This is a genomic window from Pseudoxanthomonas sp. USHLN014, assembly GCF_037153335.1.
Taxonomy (GTDB): domain Bacteria; phylum Pseudomonadota; class Gammaproteobacteria; order Xanthomonadales; family Xanthomonadaceae; genus Pseudoxanthomonas_A; species Pseudoxanthomonas_A winnipegensis.
The window spans coordinates 68,627-85,415 of sequence record NZ_JBBCKO010000003.1; the positions used below are offsets into that span (position 1 = coordinate 68,627).

Consider the following 16,789-nt stretch of genomic DNA (forward strand, 5'->3'; position numbering starts at 1 on the left):
GCGCCGCGGTGAATCACCGGACTCTTGGGAGAGGGGAGCATGACCACACGCATCGCAACGATGGCGCGTCGCCCATTGGCGCTCGCCATGATCGTGGCCTTGATGGCGCCGGGCGTGGCCCTGGCGCAGTCGAAGAAGGAGAAGGCGCTCGAGGCGCGTGTCGCCCAGCTCGAGGCGCAGGTGCAGCAGCTGCTGTCGGCGCAGCAGCAGACCCAGGCGCAGGTCGTGCAGACCCAGAGCCAGGTCAGCCAGACCCAGACTCAGGTGGCCGACACCAAGACCGAGCTGGATCAGGTCAAGGCCACCGCCGCCGCCAAGCCGGCCGCGCCGCAGTTCACGACCGCGCCGGGCATGTCGGTGGCCTTCCACGGCTTCGTCAACGCCACGGCCTTCGAGCAGTCGCGGCCGTTCAACTTCGGCAACGGCCAGAACGCCGAGTGGCCCACGCCCGGCGGCAAGGGCGACCTGAGCGGCGTGGACATCCGCAACACCCGCTTCTGGGTGGACATCACCGGCGCCAAGATGGGTGAGCACTGGACCGGCGGCGCGCGCCTGGAGATGGACTTCTTCGGCGGCAACAACGGCACCGGCGCCTACAGCGGCCAGCAGCCGGTCCCGCGCCTGCGCCAGGCCTACCTGGACATGGACAACGCCGCCACCGGCACCAAGGTACGCGTGGGCCAGCAGTGGACGCTGATGTTCCCGCTGGACAACGTGCCCGACTCGGTCGCCCACGTGGCCTTCCCGCTCGGCTTCGGCACCGGCATGATCGGCTGGCGCTATCCGGGCGTGGTGGTCATGCAGGACCTCAACCACGGTTCGGATGGCCCCAAGTGGCGCCTGGACGTGGGCGCCTTCAGCGGCAACTGGTCCGGCCCGGGCAGCACCACCAACTATCTCACCGGCGGCAACGCCGGCTTCAACCCGCAGGTCGAGGCGCGCGTGCGCGTGGCCGGCAGCAACTGGGTGGCCTATGCCGCCGGGCACTACTCCAAGATCGACCTGAGCGGCGTCGACGGCGCCACGCCCACGCCGATCCGTTCGGACATCAAGAGCACCGCCTTCGAAGTGGGCGGCATGGTCAAGCCCGGCAACTGGAACATCAAGGCCTTCGCCTTCACCGGCAACGGCATGGGCCAGAACTTCGGCGCGCTCTCCCAGTTCGGCGACATCTCCGAAACCGGCGGCTACGCGCAGGTGGGCTACAGCTTCAACAAGAACTGGAGCCTCAACGCGTTCTACGCGGTGGACAACCCCGACAAGGACGACGTGCTGCGCTGGCGCGGCACGGCGGTGGGCCTGCTCAACAACCGCCAGACCGCGCTCAACCTGATCTACGCCAACGGCCCCTACAAGCTGGGCCTGGAGGCGATGCACGACAAGCTCGAGCACACCGTCGGCACCACCGCCAACACCACCACCGAAAGCGGCAACCAGGTCAGCGTCAGCGCCCAGTACACCTTCTAGGGCGCTGTACCTGCCTGCCCCGTGCCGGAAGGGCTCGCCTTCCGGCGCGAGACCCACGGCTGCTCCATGGCCAACTGACATCCACGCCAGCACCACGGCATCCAGCTTCGAGGGAAAGCTCCCATGTCCAGCGTCAACGTCACCGCCGGCCAGCCGGCCGGACTCACCCAGGGTCACAAGCGGGTCATCCTCGCTTCGTCCCTGGGCACCGTGTTCGAGTGGTACGACTTCTTCCTGTACGGTTCGCTGGCGGCGATCATCGCCAAGCAGTTCTTCAGCGGCGTCAACGAGACCACGGCCTTCATCTTCGCGCTGCTGGCCTTCGCCGCCGGCTTCTTCGTGCGGCCCTTCGGCGCGGCCTTCTTCGGCAGCCTGGGCGATCGCATCGGTCGCAAGTACACCTTCCTGGTGACCATCCTGATCATGGGCCTGTCCACCTTCCTGGTGGGCGTGCTGCCCTCGTACGCCACCATCGGCGTGGCCGCGCCGGTGATCCTGATCTGCCTGCGCCTGGCCCAGGGCCTGGCGATGGGCGGCGAGTACGGCGGTGCGGCGACCTACGTGGCCGAGCATGCGCCGGCCAACAAGCGCGGCTTCTACACCAGCTTCATCCAGTGCACCGCGACCATCGGCCTGTTCCTGTCGCTGCTGATCATCCTGGCCTGCCGCAGCGCGCTGGGCAACGAGGCCTTCGAGGCCTGGGGCTGGCGCATCCCGTTCCTGGTCTCGATCATCCTGCTGGGCGTGTCGGTGTGGATCCGCATGCAGCTGAGCGAGTCGCCGCTGTTCCAGCAGATGAAGGCCGAGGGCAAGGGCTCCAAGACCCCGTTCCGCGACAGCCTCAAGGGCGGCAACTTCAAGCTGATGCTGCTGGTGCTGCTGGGCGCCACCGCCGGCCAGGCCGTGGTGTGGTACGGCGGCCAGTTCTACGCGCTGTTCTTCCTGACCCAGGCGCTCAAGGTGGATGCCACCACCGGCGCGCTGCTGATCGCCGGCGCGCTGGCGCTGGCCACGCCGTTCTTCCTGTTCTTCGGCTGGCTGTCCGACCGCATCGGCCGCAAGGTCATCGTGCTGGGCGGCTGCCTGCTGGCCGCGCTGCTGTACATCCCGATGTTCAAGGCGCTGACCCACTACGCCAACCCGGCCATCGAGGAGGCGCGCACCAGTGCGCCGGTGGTGATCAACGCCGATCCGGACACCTGCAGCTTCCAGTTCGACCCGGTCGGCAAGAAGACCTTCACCAGCTCCTGCGACATCGTCGCCACCGCGCTGACCAAGGCCGGCGTGCCCTACACCGTCAAGGCCGCCCCGCCGGGCACCATCGCCACGGTCAACGTGGGCAGCAACCAGATCAATTCCTACGAAGGCAGCGGGCTGTCCAAGGAAGAAGGCAAGGCCAAGGCCGATGCCTTCGGCAAGCAGCTCAAGGGCGCGCTGACCGGCGCCGGCTATCCGGAGAAGGCCGACCCGGCGCGCATCAACAAGCCGATGGTGATCGCGGTGCTGTTCGTGCTGGCGCTGTTCGTGACCATGGTCTATGCGCCGATCGCGGCCTGGCTGGTCGAGCTGTTCCCGACCCGCATCCGCTACACCTCCATGTCGCTGCCTTATCACATCGGCAACGGCTGGTTCGGCGGCTTCCTGCCGACCATCTCCTTCGGCCTGGTCGCGGCCACCGGCAACATGTACTACGGCCTGTGGTATCCGATCGGCGTCGCGCTGATGACCCTGGTGATCGGCGCGATCTTCCTGCGCGAGACCAAGGACGTGGATATCACCAAGTAATCCCTGGGAGGGGCGCCAAGGGCCGGGGCGAATCACGCCGGCCCACACCGACGCCGGTCCGTGGGGGGCCGGCGTCGCTGTTTGCGGGGCCTGGCCGCGCCGCGCCGCGCTATGCTCCGGCGCGGGGCAGGGGGACTGGCCTGGAACCTTCCGATGACGCAGAGCGACGGGCAGGGCGTGCACGCCCTGCTGGAGCAGCTGTTGGCCTTGCCGCCGGCGCAGCGCCAGGCGGCGCTGGCGCGCGCCTGCGAGGGACGGCCGGATCTGCTCGAACGCCTGCGGCGGCTGCTGGCCCTGGCCGAGGGCGGTGACGGCTTCCTGGACCGGTCTCCGTTCGGCGAAGGCGCGGCCCAGGAGGCCGATCCGCGCACGCCCGGCCGCGTGGTCGGGCCTTATCGATTGCTGCGCTGGCTCGGCGCCGGCGGCATGGCCCAGGTGTGGCTGGCCGAGCGCATCGCCGGCGGCTTCCGCCAGCAGGTGGCGATCAAGCTCATCGCCCAAGTGCCCGACCCGCTGCAGGGCCGGCTGTCGGCCGAGCGCGACATCCTGGCCTCGCTGGTGCACCCGGGCATCGCCCGGCTCTACGACGGCGGGGTGACCGACGAGGGCCTGGCCTGGATGGCGATGGAGTATGTGCAGGGCCAGGACCTGGTCAGCTGGTGCCAGGCGCGCCACAGCGGCGTGGCCGAGCGCCTGGCGCTGTTCCTGCAGGTCTGCGATGCGGTGGCCTACGCGCATACCCGGCTGGTCGTCCATCGCGACATCAAGCCGGCCAACATCCTGGTCACCGACGACGGCCAGGCGCGGCTGCTGGATTTCGGCCTGGCCCGGCTGCTCGAGGACGCGCCGGGCGGCGAGGCGGCCAGCACCACGCGCACGCTGCAGCTGTCGCCGTCCTACGCCGCACCCGAGCAGCTCGACGGCGGCCTGGTCGGCACCGCCACCGACGTCTACGCCCTGGGCGTGACCCTGTACGAACTGCTCGCCGGCCGCCTGCCCTGGGCCATGCAGGGCAGCGCGCTGGCCACCGCGGTGCGGCGCCTGGCCGCGGCCGAACCGCCGCCGCCCAGCCGCGCCGTGGCCGCCGACGGCCCCATCCCGGCCCGCGCGCTGCGCGGCGACCTGGACGCCATCGTCGCCCGCGCGATGCGGCCCGCGGCCGAGCAGCGCTATCCCGACGCGCGCGCCCTGGCCGAGGACATCCGCCGCCATCTGGAACACCGCCCGGTGCTGGCGCGCGCCGGCGCGCGCAGCTACCAGGCGCGCCGCTACGTGCGCCGGCACTGGCGCGGGCTGGCCCTGGTGGGCGTGGCCTTCCTTGCGCTGGGCACCGGCCTGGTGACGCTGGCCTGGCAGGAGCGCCGCACCGAGCGCGAGGCGCAGCGGGCCGCAGCCATGCAGGCCTTCATGGTCGATCTGTTCCGCACCAACACCAGCCGCCAGGCCGATCCGGTGCGCGCGCGCCAGACCACCGCGCGCGAGCTGCTGGACATCGGCGCGGCGCGCATCCAGTCCGAGCTGGACCAGGCGCCGGAGAACAAGCTGGCGCTGCTGCGCCTGTTCGGCAACCTGTACGACGAGTTCGCGCTGAGCGCCGAGCAGCTGCCGATGCGCCAGCAGGCCGTCGCGCTGAGCCGCCAGCTCTACGGGCCCGATTCGGTCGAACTGGCCAGCGACCTGATCGCGCAGGCGCGGATCAGCTTCAGCGATCACGACCAGGCCGAAGCCCTGCTCGCCCAGGCCCGCGCCATCCTCGACCGCCAGGGCGACACGCGCTCGCAGCTGCGCGGCCGGCTGCTGATCGCCTCGGCCGCGAACAACTACACCAACGATCCCGGCCGCGCCCTGGACGATGCGACCCAGGCGGCGGCGGTGCTGTCGGCGTATCCGCCTTCGTCCGAGCTGGCCCGCGCCCTGCAGCTGCAGGGCGTCGCCACCGCTTACCGCGGCAAGACCGCCGAGGCCGTCCCGGTACTGCGGCGCTCGGTGCAGGTGTCCATCCAGGCCGACGGCGATCCCAACCCCGCCCTGGCCGGCTACTACATCCAGCTGGGCGAGACCGAGAGCTACGCCTACGAGCACGCTGCCGCCGAGGCCGATCTGCGCCGCGGCATCCAGCGCGCTGAAGACTCGACCGCGGAGAACAACCTGGCCCTGGTGCGCGCCCGCGCCACCCTGGCCGTGGCGCTGGTCAATGCCGATCGCGCGCGCGAGGGTCTGGTCGAAGCCGCGCTGGCCCGGGCGGCCGCGCCGCCTCAGGACTCCGGCCCGGAGGCCTTGTTCCTCACCATCCATACCCTGTCGACCAGCAGCCGCGCCAAGGTGCGTGCCGGCGATCCGGCGGCGGCGCTGATCGATGCGCGGCAGGCCGTGCGCCTGGCACGCCAGGCCGACCCGGGCGGTACGGTGCTGACCAGCAGCCTGCAGCGCGAGGCCGAGGCGCTGGTCGAGCTGGGTCGCTACGACGAGGCCCGCCAGCGACTGGACGAATGCGACCGGCTGATGGACGCGCTCGGCACGCCCGGCCCCAACGACTTCAACATGCTGCAGCGCGTACGCGCGCTGCTGGCGCAGGGTCAGCTGGCTCAGGCGCAGGCCGGCTACGCCAGCCTCAAGCCGATCAGCGGGCAGGGCCCCAAGGCGCAGACCCGCCGCCTGCAGCGCGCGTTGACCGAGGCCGAGCTGGCCCTGGCCGGCGGCGATGCCGCCGACGCCGCGCGTCGCGCCCACGCCGCGACCGAAGCGGCGCGCGCCAGCACGCTGGCGCCGTTCCTGCGCTCGATGATCGCCGACGGCCAGCTGCTCGAAGGCCGCGCCGCGCTGGCCCAGGGCGACGCCGCCGGCGCCGCGCGCCTGCTGGATGCCTCGCTGGCGCTGCGCCGCACCCTGGACCTGCCGCAGAGTCCACGCATCGCCCAGGCGCAGCAGCTGCTGGCCCAGGCGCAGCGCAAATCGGGCGCGCCCGCCAAGGGCGCGCGCCTGGCGCTGCAAGAGTGAGTCACCCCGGCGCGCGCGGCGTGGGGCAGAATCTAGCCGCCATGGCTTCCGTCCCCCCCCAGCCAGATGCGTCCCTGGTCGATGATCTGGCGCGCATGTTCTATGCCGACCTCAAGCGCCTGGCCCGTCGCGAGCGCGGCCGGGCCTTCCCGCGCGCGGCCACGCTGGAGACCACCGCGCTGGTGCACGAGGCCTACCTCAAGCTGAGCCGCCACGGCGTCTTCGAAGGCCAGGCCCATTTCCTCAACACCGCCGCCCTGGCCATGCGCCAGGTGCTGGTGAGCCACGCCCGCGCGCGCCTGCGCCACAAGCGCGACCCGGGCCGCGCGCTGCTGGACATCGACACCGTCGAGGTGCTGGCCGAGAGCGACGAGCGCATCGTCGCCCTCGACGAGGCCCTGGCCGAACTGGAGCGCCAGCAGCCGCGCCTGGCGCGCCTCGTCGAATGCCGCTACTTCGCCGGCTATTCCGACGCCGAGACCGCCCTGGCCCTGGGCGTTTCCGAGCGCACCGTGCAGCGCGACTGGGCCATCGCCAAGGCCTTGCTGTACGAAGCGCTGGGCACCTGAGCCAGGCGCCCGGACGGGGCCCGTCCAGCGCTCCGTCAGAGCCTTGGTTCTTCGCCGCAGTCGACCACGCCGCGCCCTCCTTGTAGAGCGGAGCTTGCTCCGCCGCCTTTCGACCAGATCATGGGGAAAGCCCCAGCGGAGCGAGCTCCGCTCTACAGGCGTCGGTCCGATGCTGCCCTTTGGCATTCGGCAAGGACGCATCGCATCCGCGTACCGCCCCGGACCATGTCGCGCCCTCCTTGTAGAGCGGAGCTTGCTCCGCTGTCTTTCGACCAGATCATGGGTAAAGCCCCAGCGGAGCGAGCTCCGCTCTACAGGCGTCGGTCGGGTGCTGCCCTTTGGCACTCGGCAAGGACGCATCGCATCCGCGTGCCGCCCCGCACCACGTCGCGCCCTGCTTGTAGAGCGGAGCTTGCTCCGCTGCCTTTCGACCGGATCATCGGGAAAGCCCCAGCGGAGCGAGCTCCGCTCTACAGGCGTCGGTCCGGTGCTGCTCTTTCGCGTTCGGCAAGGACACATCGCACCGGCGTGCCGCCCCGCACCACGTCGCGCCCTGCTTGTAGAGCGGAGCTTGCTCCGCTGCCTTTCGACCAGATCATCGGGGAAGCCCCAGCGGAGCGAGCTCCGCTCTACAGGCGTCGGTCGGATGCTGCCCTTTCGCATTCGGCAAGGACACATCGCACCGGCGTGTCGCCCCGAACCACGTCGCGCCCTCCTTGTAGAGCGGAGCTTGCTCCGCTGCCTTTCGACCGGATCATCGGGAAGGCCTCAGCGGAGCGAGCTCCGCTCTACAAGCGTCGGTCCGATGCTGTTCTCAGCCTTCCGCAAGGACGGATCGCCCCCACGCCGCGACCCATCGAACACAAGAAGAACAAAAAACGCTCCACGCGTGGCGGCCACCGCCCCCATGCGGCGTAACAGAGGACTGCGAGTCCGTGCGAGGCGGGCCCGCGCCGCCGTCCCGGTACCGGGGCGGCGGCTTCCTCGTCCCGCCATGGAGCAGACATGAACCCGATCCGGCGCAAGGCCGTGCCGCGCTATGCCGCACTGAGCGTTTCCATCCTGGCCGTGCTGGCCAGCCAACAGGCCGCCCAGGCCGCCTGCGTCCTGCGCACCGACCTGACGCCGCAGACCTGGATTTGCGACGGCGCCGCCAGCGCCAACACCAGCGGGCAGACCATCGTCTTCAGCCCCACCGTCACCACCGCCAGCACGGCCGCCGGCTTCGGCGTGGACACCGGCAACAGCGGCACCGCACTGACGATCAACGGGGCCGGCAGCTTCACCGATGCCATTCAGTCCTCGATCCGGGGCGGCGCGGGCATCTACTTCCGCTACAACGCCTACGACCCGGATCAGGGCGACGTGCCGCTGTCGCTGGTCAGCAACGGCAGCATCGCCGCGGTGCATGGGTTCGGCCTCTCGCTGGAGACCAGCCATGCCGGACAGGTGAGCCTGGATCTGGGCAGCGTGACCGGCGGCGATGGACAGGGCTACAGCTACGCCTACGGCATCCTGGTGTCGGCCCCCAGCGCTCCGGTCTCGCTCATCACCCGCGGCACGGTGTCGATGGCGCCCAGCAATGGCGGCGAGGCCGTCTCCATCAATGCCGGCGGTCCGGTCAGTGTGACGACCCAGGGCGCCGTCAGCGGCGTCGGCGGGGGCCGCGGCATCAACGCCGCCACGACCAATGGCGACATCGTGATCGCCGCCGCCTCGACGGTGAGCGGCTACACCGGCATCCAGGCCTACGCCGCACGCGGCGGGATCTCGATCACGGCCGACGGCCAGGTGACCGGCAACGGCGCCGCCAGCGTCGGCGTCAACGCGTCGCTGGGCAGTGCGAGCACGGGCGATCTGACCATCCGCACCGCCGGAGTGGATGCAGGCGCGCGGGCCATCAATGCGGACAACAGCGGTACCGGCTCGCTGAGCGTGATCGCCACCGGGCCGGTCAGTCGCTCGGGCAGCACCGCCACCTTCGGCACCGACGCCGCGGTCAATGCCCACAACGCCGCCAGCGGCCGCGACCTGATCCTGCAGCTGCGCGATGTCAGCACGCCCGGCGCCACGGCGGTCTACGCCTGGAACCAGGGCACCACCGGCAGGACCGCGGTCACGCTCGCCGGCGCGGTGACCCGCGGCAGCAGCAACCCCACCGGCGTGACCGACACGGTGATGGTGTGGAACTCCGGCGTCGGCGGCGCCGATGTCGAAGTGACGGGCGCGGCCAGCATCAGCGGCCAGGGCAATGCGCTGTCGGTGCGCAACTTCAACGGCACCGCGCGCCTGCAGCTGGCCGGCACGCTGAGCTCGGCCAACGGCAGCGCCGTGAGCCTGGAACAGGCGCCGCCCACCAGCGGGACCAGCACCGCCGATCGCACGGCGGTCGTGCAGGTCGACGGCAGCCTGAGCGGCCGCAACTACGGGATCGACTTCAGCAGCGGCTACCGCGATGCCACCGGCGCGGCCGGCATCGATCCGAGCCTGCGCATCGCCGTGGCCGGCAGCGTCCAGGGGGGCGGTGGCGTCCGCCTGTCCTACGGCGGCAACGCCAGCATCGATGTGGCGCAGGGCGGCAGCATCACCGGCACCGGCATCAGCAACGTCGGGACCTTCTCGATCCTCGACCAGGGCACATCGCTGCCCGGCACCCTGACGCTCACCAACGCCGGCAGCCTGGTCGGCGGCGTCAGCGCAGGCGGCGGGCGCGCGCTCCTGCTCGACAACACCGGCACCCTCGACGGCGCGGGCGGTGCCGCGGTCGTGCTCAGCAACAGCAACGTGCTGAACCTGCGCGGCGGCAGCGTGCGCGGCGACATCGCCTCCGGCTACATGATGGGTTCGGACACCACGGTGAACTGGACCGGGGGGTCGGTGACCGGCGGCATCGCGATCGGCTCGGGCAACATCCGCGTGAGCGGGCTGAGCGCCGCCGACTACGCCGGGCTGACCCGGTTGAGCAACGACTTCGGCGAAAGCACGCTCAGCCTGGACGGCCTGCAGTTCAGAGGCGGCAGCTTCAGCACCAATGATCCGTCCCAGGGCATCAATCTCGGATTCAACTGGCGCACGATCAGCCTGAGCAACGGCAGCGCCGCGGTCCTGACCGGCGACAGGCTCACCCTCTCCTCGTCCTACGGCCAGGCCGACGCCAGCTTCAACCTCGACGCCAGCTCGCGCCTGACCGTTGGCGCGGGCCAGACGCTTGGCGCAAGCAGCGGGCAGTTCGTGTTCAACAATTCTGGCCTGCTCGACCTGAGCCAGTCCGGCGCGCCGGGCAACAGCCTGAACGTGCTGGGCCGCTACGCGCAGGCCGCCAGCGGCACGCTGGTGGTCGGCGTGACGCCCGACGCGATCGACCAGCTCAAGGTCACCGGCGGCACGGCCGCGCTGGCCGGCACGGTGGCCTTCGCCTGGGCGCCGGGCACCTACGGCAGCGTCTCGCGCAGCTTCGTCAACGCCAGCGGCGGCGTCAGCGGCGGCTTCGCCACCGTCACCAATGCGGCCGGTACCACGCCGCCGGCCGGCTTCCCGACCTCGGTCAGCTACGACGCCAACAATGCCTACCTGACGCTGGGCACGCCGACGCCGACGCCGACTCCCACCCCAACACCAACACCAACACCAACACCAACCCCCACGCCCACTCCAACACCGACACCGACCCCGACACCGACACCGACCCCGACCCCGACCCCGACACCGACTCCCACCGCGCCGGTGCGCATCGCGCCCAACGATGGTGAGCTGTTCAGTCGCCAGGCCACCGCGCTGGCGCTGTCCAGCCAGGCCGATGCGATGGGCCTGCTGGCGCGCCTGCGGGCCGAGGGCGACGGCAATACCTTGTTCAACCGCGATGCCGGCCTCGACCCGGCGGCGCGTGGCTGGGTGCAGCTGCGCTACCAGGATCTGGATGTCGAAGGGGCGAGCGATCAGGTCGGCTTCGGCGCGCGCTCCACCGCCACGCAGGTGGGCACCGACTGGACGCTCGGCCAGGGCACGCGGCTGGGCCTGGCGGTCGGCACGGACAACGCCTGGCTGCATGACCAGCTGGGCAGCCGCGGCCGCAGCGATGTCACGCGCATGGCCGTGTACGGCTCGCAGTTGATCGGGCCGCTGGGCGTGTCGGCGATGCTGGGCTATGCCCATGCGCGCGAGCACGCCTGGCGCCAGACCGGCATCGGCCTGGCCTTCTCCAGCCGCGGCACCGACGCGGCCACCGCGGCGCTGCAGCTGGCGCTGCCGCTGGACGTCGGCCAGGCGCAGCTGACGCCGGTGGCCGGGGTGGTGGCCACGCGCCTGACCGGCGAGGCCTTCGTCGAGACCGGCGATGTGCCCGACGCGTTCAAGGTCGGCGGCCAGGCCCGGCGCGAGACCCTGGTGTCGCCGTACGCCGCGCTGGGGCTGTCGCGCAGCTTCGATCAGGCCAGCGGGGTGCGCTGGACGCCGGAACTGCACGTGGGCTATCGCCGCGCGCAGGCCGGGCAGGGCCAGCGCTACGCGCTCACCGCCGCCGACGGCACGCTGTTCGACGGCAACCGCGATGGCATCGCGCGCGATGTCGGCGAAGCCGGCGCGGCGCTGACCGGGCATCGCGGGCCGTGGACGCTGTCGCTGGCCTGGCGCGGGCAATGGGCCGACGGCTGGAGCGATCAGCAGGGCACGCTGAGCCTGCGCGCGACGTTCTGAGGCCAGCGTCGCGATGGAGCTGACCTGCTACGTCTATCCGGGCTGGAAGCCGCGGCTGCGTGCGGCCAGCCCGCGGCGCGCCTGGATGGACGCCAGCCCGGAGAGCTTCGCCTACCGCTGCCTGCCGCTGGGCATCGCCAATGCGCACGGCTGGGAGCTGCTCAGCCCGTGCGGCTTCCAGGCGCACTGGAACGGCGGGCCGCTGCCGCAGGACGTGAGCATCCAGGCCGATCCGGGCACGCCGGCGCAGGACGCGCCGGTGGCGCTGTTCGGGCAGGGCACCTTCACCTTCCATGTGCCCGGGCTGTTCCGCACCTCGCTCGGGCACAACCTGTGGGTGGGCGGATCGCCCAACCTGGCCAAGGACGGCGTGGCCGCGCTGGGCGGGATCATCGAGACCGACTGGGCCCCGTACACCTTCACCATGAACTGGCGCTTCACCCGCGCCGGGCACGTGGTGCGCTTCGAGGAGAACGAGCCGCTGGCCTTCCTGTTCCCGCTGCCGCGCGACCTGCTCGACGCGGTGGTGCCGCGCATCGCGCCGATCGACGAGGCGCCCGAGCTCAAGCGCCGCTTCGAGCAGTGGAGCCAGGCGCGCGATGCCTTCCAGGCGCAGGTCGCCGCCACGCCGCAGGCCGCGCCGGGCGCGAAGTGGCAGAAGTTCTATTTCCGCGGTACCGATGCCGATGGCGCGCCCGGCGCGGCCGATCACCGCAGCAAGCTGCGTCTGCCGGGCTTCGAGGGCGCCGCGCCGCCGCCGGCAGGTGCGCCGGCGGCGGCCTGCCCGCATGGGCGCGCGGCGGGCCCGGCCCTGCCGCCATCGCCGGACGCGAGCGAGGTGCTCGTCCGCCTGCAGCGGCTGCGCGCGCTGTCGGCGCGCAACCGCTGCGTGCCGCGCCGTGGCGGCCTGACCGCCGGGGTGTTCCTGGACGAGTACTACGCCGCCAACTGGCCGGTGCTGCTGGCCGGGGAGATCGAGGAAGCCCTGGGACGCTGGGCGCCGCAGGCCCTGGTCTCGACCCACGGCGACGCGCCGCTGGTCGATGCCCACGGCCAGGCCAGCACGCTGGGCCGGTTCGTGCAGCAGGCGCTGCGGCCCGCGGACGCGCCCGGCCGTCAGCCGCGCCTGACCGGCGCGCTGGAGACGCTGCCGGACCTGGCCCCGCGCCTGGGCCACCTGATGCGCCTGCTGCGCGGTCACGACCCGGGCCGGCTGTGGCTGGAGGCAGCCGGCAGCGGCACCCTGGCCGCGCCCGAACCCTGCAACCGCCTGCTGCTGCAGCTGCACGGCCAGCGCCGCCTGTGGCTGGCGCCGCCGGGCGAGGCGGCGCGCCTGCAGCCGCTGGCCCAGGCCGGCGCGCTGGGCGACCTGACCGCGCCGGACCTGTCCGAACGCCAGCCGCAGCTGCGCGGGCTGGAACTGCATGCGGTGCTGCTGCAGCCGGGCGATGCGCTGTTCGTCCCCTTCGGCTGGTGGCGCCAGGGCGCGGCGATGGACTTCAGCGTGTCGGTGACGCGCGAGGACTTCCACTGGCCCAACCCGCCATGAGCGCCGCGGCGATGGCGGGCCGGCGCGCCGTTCGGCGTAACAGAGGGCAGACCGGCCCACACACGGCCGGCCGCGTGCCCCGCCGCGCTCCGTCTGCCCTCGCGCAGATCGCGCATCCCTCCATCCACCCATGAAGGAGTTCCCATGTCCAGGACCTTGAAGCTGACCCTGCTGCTGGCGTTGTTCGTCCCGTGCGCGTTCGCCCAGGCGCAGGAGCTCGACGCCCGCGCCAGGCAGCAGCTGCCGCAGGCGGCCGAGGCGGTGGGGCGGGCCATCGTCGCCCACGACCTGGCCGCGCTGAGCAAGCTCTGGTCGCCCAAGCTGCTGGTCAATTCGCCGGACAACTCGGTCCTGACGCGCGACCAGGTCTTCGGCGCGATCAAGGCCGGCATGCTCGACTACGAGCAGGGCTACACCTTCAAGCTCGAGCGCGCCGAGTTCTACGGCAACGTCGCCGTGTCGATGGGCGAGGACACCTACACCCCGACCTTCGGGCCGGAGAAGGGCCAGCTGCTGCACCGGCGCGCCACCAACGTCTGGCAGTACACCGACGGCGCCTGGGTGCTGATCGCACGCCAGGCCACGATCTACGACCCGGCGGTCAAGCACTACTGAGCCCTGGCGTCGCGCGCCGGCGGCGCGTGACGTCCAAGCGACCAAGGATGTCCTGACAGGAGATCGACGATGACCCTGCTGCTGGTGTTGCTGCTGATCGCGGGTGCGGGCGGTGCGGACAAGGGCGCGCGAGGCGCGTCGATGGGCCACCCGGGCGGTGGACCGGCGCGCAGCGGTGTCGGAGGCACGACGGAGCGAGGATGAGCAGCCCCTCGCCGACACGCCCGGCCGGCATGGGCACGACGTCGCGCCCGGCGCCGGCCCTCCACAGGCGCGCGGACGATGTGTTCTTCACCGTCATGTCGCTGGCCATGCTGGCGATCGTCTTCCTGGGGTTCGCTTCGAGCTACTTCCTGCGCGGCGCGACGCTCTCGCATCAGCCCAGCGTGCTCGTGCACGCGCATGGGCTCGTGTTCTCGTCCTGGATGGTGCTGGTGGTGGTGCAGCCCGCGCTGGTGGCGACCGGGCAGCTGCGGCTCCACCGCAGGCTCGGCATGGCCGGCGCGCTCATCGCCGGGGCGATGGTGGTGCTTGGCGTCCTCACCACGTTCGGGACGCTGGCGCGCGGGCTGGCGCTGCCGCCGGCGCTGGGCAGCCCGGCGTCCTTCCTGATCGGCAATCTCATCGAGCTGCTGTTCTTCGGCGCCTTCGTCGCACTCGCGGTCTACAGGCGCAACGACCGCATCGTGCACAAGCGCGCGATGCTCATCGCCAATGCCGCCCTGCTGCCGCCGGCGCTGTTCCGGATGGCCTTCCCCGTGGTGGAGCACCCGGCGCTGACGTTCCCGGTGATGGTCCACCATCCGGCCCTCATCGGCCTGGTGCCGCTGGCCGCGATCGCCGCGCTGTTCGTCTTCGACCTGGCTACCCGCAGGCGCGTCTTCGTCGTGACCGTCATCGGCGGTGCGCTGCTGTGCGCGATGGGGCCGCTCTCCGACGCCGTCACCGCGACCACGCTCGCGCAGCGGCTCGCGGCCTGGGCCCAGCCGCCTTCCTGACCTCGACGCGTCGGCTGCCAACCCGGCGTGCGCGTCCTCCGACGCCACGCGCCGCCCCCCTCCAGGCACAGGGACATGCGGGACTGAAAGCTGCCTCCACCGACGACACCCAAGGAAAACGCACATGACGCTGTCGCTTCCCTCATGCGCTCCCCGCGCCCTGGCATTGCTGCTGATCGCCTGCTGCGCCCCCGCCTCGGCGGAATGGAAGGCCGCCAACGACAGCGTCACCGCCGCGGCTGCCGACCCGCGCATCGCGGCGGCGCTGGCCGCCGTCGATGCGATGGACGCGGCCCTGATCCGCGACGACCATGCCGCCTTCGCCGCGGGCCTGGGCAAGGACCTGGTGGTCAACAATCCGCAGAACGGCGTGTCCGTGCGCGACGCGGTCGGGCGCCGCAACAGCAACGGGCTGATCAGTTACAGCCGGTATGAGCGCAGCATCGAGTACGCGGGCAGGCTCGACGACGCCGTGGTCCTGATGGGTGAGGAGCGCGTGGTGCCCAAGGGCGATGCGCCAAACGCCGGCCAGCAGGTCCGCAGGCGTTTCACCGATGTCTGGAAGCAGGACGGCGCGCGCTGGGTGCTGGTGCTGCGCCAGGCAACGATCCTGGGTGTCGACGCGCCACCGCCCGCCGGCGCGGGCCCGGACAGCGAGGCCGCGGCGCCCGGTCCGGAGGCGCTGGTCCCGGCGTTCGTCGACGCCTGGAATGCGCACCAGGCGCAACGCTTCGAACGGCTCTTCACCGAACAGGCGGTCTGGGTGCCGATCGCCGAAGTGCGCGACGAGGGGCGCGCGGCCATCGTCCAGGATCTGGCCGCCGCGCATGCGTCCTGGGCCGGCAAGACCACGATCGCGCCGTTCGGCCCCAGCACCGTGCGCATCCCCAAGCCGGGCGTGGCCACGCTCTTCTTCCGGGTCAAGTTCCTCGATGCGCAGGGCCAGCCGATCGCCGGTATCGAGCGCGCCCTGCTGCTGGTGGCCGTCCAGACCGCCGAGGGCTGGCGCATCGCCGCCGGGCAGCTCACCAAGGAGAGCCCGGCGCCGAAGTGAGCGCCGGCGCCGCTGCCGCCGCGACCGCATGCGGGCATGGCGGCCGTTCGTCGGACGGCTGTCCGTGGCCGCCTAGATCTTTCGTCATGATGACGTCCGGGCATTCGCGGCGGACCGCGGTGCGGTCAGTATCGGTTCTGGTATCCCCCCCTTCTCCCGTACGTCCTCAAAGGATCCGTGCATGGCGCTTGTCATCGAAGGACTGTCCAAGACCTATCCCAACGGTGTGCAGGCCCTGAAGGACCTGTCGCTGACCATCGGCAACCACATGTTCGGCCTGCTGGGGCCCAACGGCGCGGGCAAGAGTTCGCTGATGCGCACCATCGCCACCCTGCAGGATCCGGACGCCGGCAGCATCACCCTGGACGGCGTGGACGTGGTCCGCGAGAAGGACCGCATCCGCCGCGTGCTGGGCTATCTGCCGCAGGAATTCGGCGTCTATCCCAAGGTCTCGGCGCTGGACATGCTCGAGCACCTGGCCGTGCTCAAGGGCGTGATCCACAAGGGCGAGCGGCGCGAGATGATCGAGGCGCTGCTCAACCAGACCAACCTGTGGAACGCGCGCAAGAAGGCCATCGCCACCTATTCGGGCGGCATGAAGCAGCGCTTCGGCATCGCCCAGGCGCTGCTGGCCAACCCGCGGCTGGTGATCGTCGACGAGCCCACCGCCGGCCTGGACCCGGCCGAGCGCAATCGCTTCCTCAACCTGCTGGCCGGCATCGGCCGCGACGTCACGGTCATCCTGTCCACCCACATCGTCGATGACGTGCGCGAGCTATGCCCGCGCATGGCCATCATCGCCGGCGGCCAGGTGCTGCTGGAGGGCGCGCCCAACGAGGCCATCGGCGCGCTGGACGGCCAGGTGTGGTCCAAGCTGGTGGACAGCGACGCGGAGCTGCGCGCCATCGAGGCCGACATGACGCTCATCAGCACCCATCTGGTCGGCGGCCGCCACGAGGTGCGCGTGCTGGCCGCGCAGGCGCCGGGCGAGGGCTTCGTGCCCGCCGGTGCCGGCCTGGAGGACGTGTACTTCACCCGGCTCGCCGCCGGGCGCGCCTGAGCA

Annotated in this window: 11 protein-coding genes; all 11 read left to right on the forward strand. The window is 71.5% G+C overall.

The genetic code is table 11. The features are described from left to right. Positions 1–39: 39 nt before the first annotated feature. The 11 genes from WFQ05_RS07350 (at position 40) to WFQ05_RS07400 (ending at position 16,786) form a co-directional block, all read left to right on the forward strand. Positions 40–1,467, forward strand: a complete 1,428-nt coding sequence (locus WFQ05_RS07350; RefSeq protein WP_130531902.1) for a carbohydrate porin — start codon at positions 40–42, stop codon at positions 1,465–1,467. 123 nt (positions 1,468–1,590) lie between these two features. Continuing rightward, a complete protein-coding gene (locus WFQ05_RS07355) occupies positions 1,591–3,252 on the forward strand; it encodes an MFS transporter (protein WP_130520707.1) in 1,662 nt (553 codons plus the stop codon). Between the two features lie 153 nt (positions 3,253–3,405). After that, complete coding sequence (locus WFQ05_RS07360; RefSeq protein WP_337053304.1) at positions 3,406–6,249, forward strand: serine/threonine-protein kinase; 2,844 nt, start codon at positions 3,406–3,408, stop codon at positions 6,247–6,249. A gap of 41 nt (positions 6,250–6,290) precedes the next feature. After that, entirely contained in the window at positions 6,291–6,818 is a 528-nt protein-coding gene (locus tag WFQ05_RS07365) for an ECF-type sigma factor (RefSeq protein ID WP_130531904.1), read from the forward strand. A gap of 1,005 nt (positions 6,819–7,823) precedes the next feature. Further along, the gene (locus WFQ05_RS07370) at positions 7,824–11,510 is read left to right on the forward strand and encodes an autotransporter domain-containing protein (RefSeq protein WP_337053305.1); all 3,687 of its coding nucleotides are present in this window, start codon (positions 7,824–7,826) and stop codon (positions 11,508–11,510) included. 13 nt (positions 11,511–11,523) lie between these two features. Next, on the forward strand, positions 11,524–13,059 hold the full coding sequence (locus WFQ05_RS07375; protein ID WP_337053306.1) for a DUF6065 family protein: 1,536 nt from the start codon (positions 11,524–11,526) through the stop codon (positions 13,057–13,059). Between the two features lie 144 nt (positions 13,060–13,203). Continuing rightward, a complete protein-coding gene (locus tag WFQ05_RS07380) occupies positions 13,204–13,674 on the forward strand; it encodes a nuclear transport factor 2 family protein (RefSeq protein ID WP_165494553.1) in 471 nt (156 codons plus the stop codon). 69 nt (positions 13,675–13,743) lie between these two features. Beyond that, positions 13,744–13,878 (forward strand): hypothetical protein, encoded by a 135-nt coding sequence (locus tag WFQ05_RS07385; protein ID WP_265937031.1) that lies wholly within the window; start codon positions 13,744–13,746, stop codon positions 13,876–13,878. A 95-nt stretch (positions 13,879–13,973) separates the two neighbouring features. Continuing rightward, positions 13,974–14,672 (forward strand): hypothetical protein, encoded by a 699-nt coding sequence (locus WFQ05_RS07390; protein ID WP_337053307.1) that lies wholly within the window; start codon positions 13,974–13,976, stop codon positions 14,670–14,672. A 124-nt stretch (positions 14,673–14,796) separates the two neighbouring features. Then, complete coding sequence (locus WFQ05_RS07395) at positions 14,797–15,726, forward strand: nuclear transport factor 2 family protein (RefSeq protein ID WP_337053308.1); 930 nt, start codon at positions 14,797–14,799, stop codon at positions 15,724–15,726. A 181-nt stretch (positions 15,727–15,907) separates the two neighbouring features. Then, positions 15,908–16,786 carry an ABC transporter ATP-binding protein gene (locus tag WFQ05_RS07400; protein WP_337053309.1) on the forward strand — a complete coding sequence of 293 codons (879 nt, stop codon included), beginning with the start codon at positions 15,908–15,910 and terminating at the stop codon, positions 16,784–16,786. The last annotated feature ends 3 nt before the right edge of the window (positions 16,787–16,789 follow it).

Bases quoted from the DNA above. Each gene is read 5' to 3' on its own strand.
- WFQ05_RS07375 (WP_337053306.1), top strand. From the start codon at position 11,524: ATGGAGCTGACCTGCTACGTCTATCCGGGCTGGAAGCCGCGGCTGCGT.
- WFQ05_RS07350 (WP_130531902.1), top strand. From the start codon at position 40: ATGACCACACGCATCGCAACGATGGCGCGTCGCCCATTGGCGCTCGCC.
- WFQ05_RS07390 (WP_337053307.1), top strand. From the start codon at position 13,974: ATGTCGCTGGCCATGCTGGCGATCGTCTTCCTGGGGTTCGCTTCGAGC.
- WFQ05_RS07360 (WP_337053304.1), top strand. From the start codon at position 3,406: ATGACGCAGAGCGACGGGCAGGGCGTGCACGCCCTGCTGGAGCAGCTG.
- WFQ05_RS07365 (WP_130531904.1), top strand. From the start codon at position 6,291: ATGGCTTCCGTCCCCCCCCAGCCAGATGCGTCCCTGGTCGATGATCTG.
- WFQ05_RS07380 (WP_165494553.1), top strand. From the start codon at position 13,204: ATGTCCAGGACCTTGAAGCTGACCCTGCTGCTGGCGTTGTTCGTCCCG.
- WFQ05_RS07385 (WP_265937031.1), top strand. From the start codon at position 13,744: ATGACCCTGCTGCTGGTGTTGCTGCTGATCGCGGGTGCGGGCGGTGCG.
- WFQ05_RS07355 (WP_130520707.1), top strand. From the start codon at position 1,591: ATGTCCAGCGTCAACGTCACCGCCGGCCAGCCGGCCGGACTCACCCAG.
- WFQ05_RS07395 (WP_337053308.1), top strand. From the start codon at position 14,797: ATGACGCTGTCGCTTCCCTCATGCGCTCCCCGCGCCCTGGCATTGCTG.
- WFQ05_RS07400 (WP_337053309.1), top strand. From the start codon at position 15,908: ATGGCGCTTGTCATCGAAGGACTGTCCAAGACCTATCCCAACGGTGTG.
- WFQ05_RS07370 (WP_337053305.1), top strand. From the start codon at position 7,824: ATGAACCCGATCCGGCGCAAGGCCGTGCCGCGCTATGCCGCACTGAGC.